The organism is Caballeronia terrestris (genome assembly GCF_001544515.1).
Taxonomy (GTDB): domain Bacteria; phylum Pseudomonadota; class Gammaproteobacteria; order Burkholderiales; family Burkholderiaceae; genus Caballeronia; species Caballeronia terrestris.
The window spans coordinates 1-1389 of sequence record NZ_FCOL02000411.1; the positions used below are offsets into that span (position 1 = coordinate 1).

Annotated in this window: 2 protein-coding genes; both read right to left on the minus strand. The window is 62.5% G+C overall.

Annotated features, from left to right (window positions below; all coding sequences use genetic code 11):
• Window positions 1–38 precede the first annotated feature (38 nt).
• A complete protein-coding gene (locus AWB67_RS37845; protein WP_087660855.1) occupies window positions 39–938 on the minus strand; it encodes an integrase core domain-containing protein in 900 nt (299 codons plus the stop codon).
• Window positions 935–1321 (minus strand): IS3 family transposase, encoded by a 387-nt coding sequence (locus tag AWB67_RS37850; RefSeq protein ID WP_087660856.1) that lies wholly within the window; start codon window positions 1319–1321, stop codon window positions 935–937. Before AWB67_RS37850 ends, AWB67_RS37845 begins: the two co-directional genes overlap by 4 nt.
• Window positions 1322–1389: the final 68 nt, after the last annotated feature.

Sequence of the window (1389 nt, forward strand, 5' to 3'; positions counted from 1 at the left end):
GTGTACCGGCTCGGATTGTCTGAACACGGGTTTGCAACTCAGGCGGCCTCTTTCATGGTGGCTGCGTGACGGGCTTCATGGGGTGACATAAAGCCCAGTTTTTCGAGACGCCAATGACGGTTGTAACGATCTTTGAACTCGACGGCCGCGGCCCGAACTTCCTCCAGGTTCCTGAAGATGCGACCGTGAATGGCTTGTTCCTTCAGCGTCCGGTTGAAGCGCTCAGCGACGCCATTCGTTTGCGGTTCGGCGACGAAGGCGAAGCTCGGCGTGACGCCCCAGAACCTCACCTGGTTGAGGAAGTCATCGGCCGTGTACTGCGAACCGTGATCCATGCGCAGCGTCAAGCCCCGACCAACCTCGGCACCCGTGCCGCCGAATTCACCCAGCAGTCCCTGTGCGATCGGCTGCAAGGCGGCGAGCCGGTTGCCCGTCTTGACCGCATGGATGCCGACGCAGCAGGCGTCGCAATGATCAACCGCCGAGAACACCCAGACCCAGCCGTCATCCACGGTCTCGATGCGCACGCCGTCGGTGCCCCACATTTCGTTCGGGCGGCTCGTCGTGATCGTGCCGTCGTGCAGAGACGACTTACCCTGAGGCCGACGATGCGGCGACAGCAAAGCGTTCTCCCGCATCAGCCGCAGCACGCGGGTGCGCGAGACGCGGATGTCGCGCAGGATACGCAACCGCGCCCATACCTTGCGGTGCCCCTCGCCGATAAACGGCGAGGCCGCCAGATCGGCCCGAATGGCATTCAGAAGGTCGGCGTTGGGCATCTTTGGCTTCGGGCCGCGCCGCTGTGCCACGAGTGGCACTACGTTGCTCGACTCGCGCGCACGAGCGGCATAGATCGTCGAACGCGGGAATCCGAGCACCCGACAGACTCGCTCCAGCCCATAAGGCTTGCCGATGCCAGCGGAGATCGTTCGGCTCATTTCGACGACCTCCGGTTGACCAAAGGGTGTCGGGCCTGCCGTTCCTTGCGCAGCAGTTCGTTTTCCATGACCAGCTCGCCAATGCGCCGGGTCGCCTCGCCAAGCTTTGCCTCCAGCGGATCGTTCTCACGCTCCTTGAGGCCAGCATCGATACCGGCCAAGGCACGCTCGCGCCATTCTTCGAGCCGGTATATCGGTACCGAAACTTCGCGCGAAATGGCGTCCACCGGCTCGCCGCGCAACAAGCGCAAGACGACTTGTTTCTTCCGGTTGGCCGACCACCGTTTCACTTCGGCGGCCGCGCCTAGGGCGCTTCCAGTCGCGCTACGCGCTCCTTCCACCGCCCCAGGCACAACCTCGGCGATCTTCGACTTCTTCAGCATGTTCAACTCCGTTTCCAGAAACACGTTTTACCCCAAAATCGTGTCCAGAAAAATCGGAGGCGGTTCAC

Bases quoted from the DNA above. Each gene is read 5' to 3' on its own strand.
- AWB67_RS37850 (WP_087660856.1), bottom strand. From the start codon at position 1,321: ATGCTGAAGAAGTCGAAGATCGCCGAGGTTGTGCCTGGGGCGGTGGAA.
- AWB67_RS37845 (WP_087660855.1), bottom strand. From the start codon at position 938: ATGAGCCGAACGATCTCCGCTGGCATCGGCAAGCCTTATGGGCTGGAG.